This window comes from Prescottella defluvii, from assembly GCF_000738775.1.
GTDB lineage: Bacteria > Actinomycetota > Actinomycetes > Mycobacteriales > Mycobacteriaceae > Prescottella > Prescottella defluvii.
The window spans coordinates 1-402 of record NZ_JPOC01000179.1 but is presented as its reverse complement, the minus strand read 5'-3'; the positions used below and the strand labels follow the sequence as shown (position 1 = coordinate 402).

The 402-nt window shown below is 72.4% G+C and carries 1 protein-coding gene; it reads right to left on the bottom strand.

Annotated elements, in window-relative coordinates:
• A partial coding sequence (locus IJ15_RS0124345) for a cytochrome P450 (RefSeq protein WP_031940893.1) occupies window positions 1-402 on the bottom strand: 402 nt, incomplete at both ends.

Below are 402 nucleotides of genomic sequence, written 5' to 3'. Positions count from 1 at the left end.
CGTCCGATGCAGGCGCGTTCGCCGGTGCCGAACGGCTTGTAGATGTGCGGCGCCCGGCCTCGCACGTGCTCGGGGGCGAAGCGGTCGGGATCGAAGCGTTCCGGATCGGAACCCCACGCGGGATCTCGGTGCAGCGACGGGATCAGCACCAGCACCCAGTCGCCGGCCCGCATCGGATACCGGCCGCCGAGCACGGTGTCCTCCCGGGCCTCGCGCGCGTAGGCGGGTGCCGTCGGCCACAGGCGCAGCGTCTCGTCGAGCACGCGCCGCACGTAGCGCAGCTTCGCGACCTTCTCGAACGGTGGTGCCTCGTCGCCCCACACCGCGTCCACCTCGGCGCGGGCCTTCGCCAGGACGTCGGGGTTGCGTGCCAGGTAGTGCAGAGCGAACGACAGGGCACCC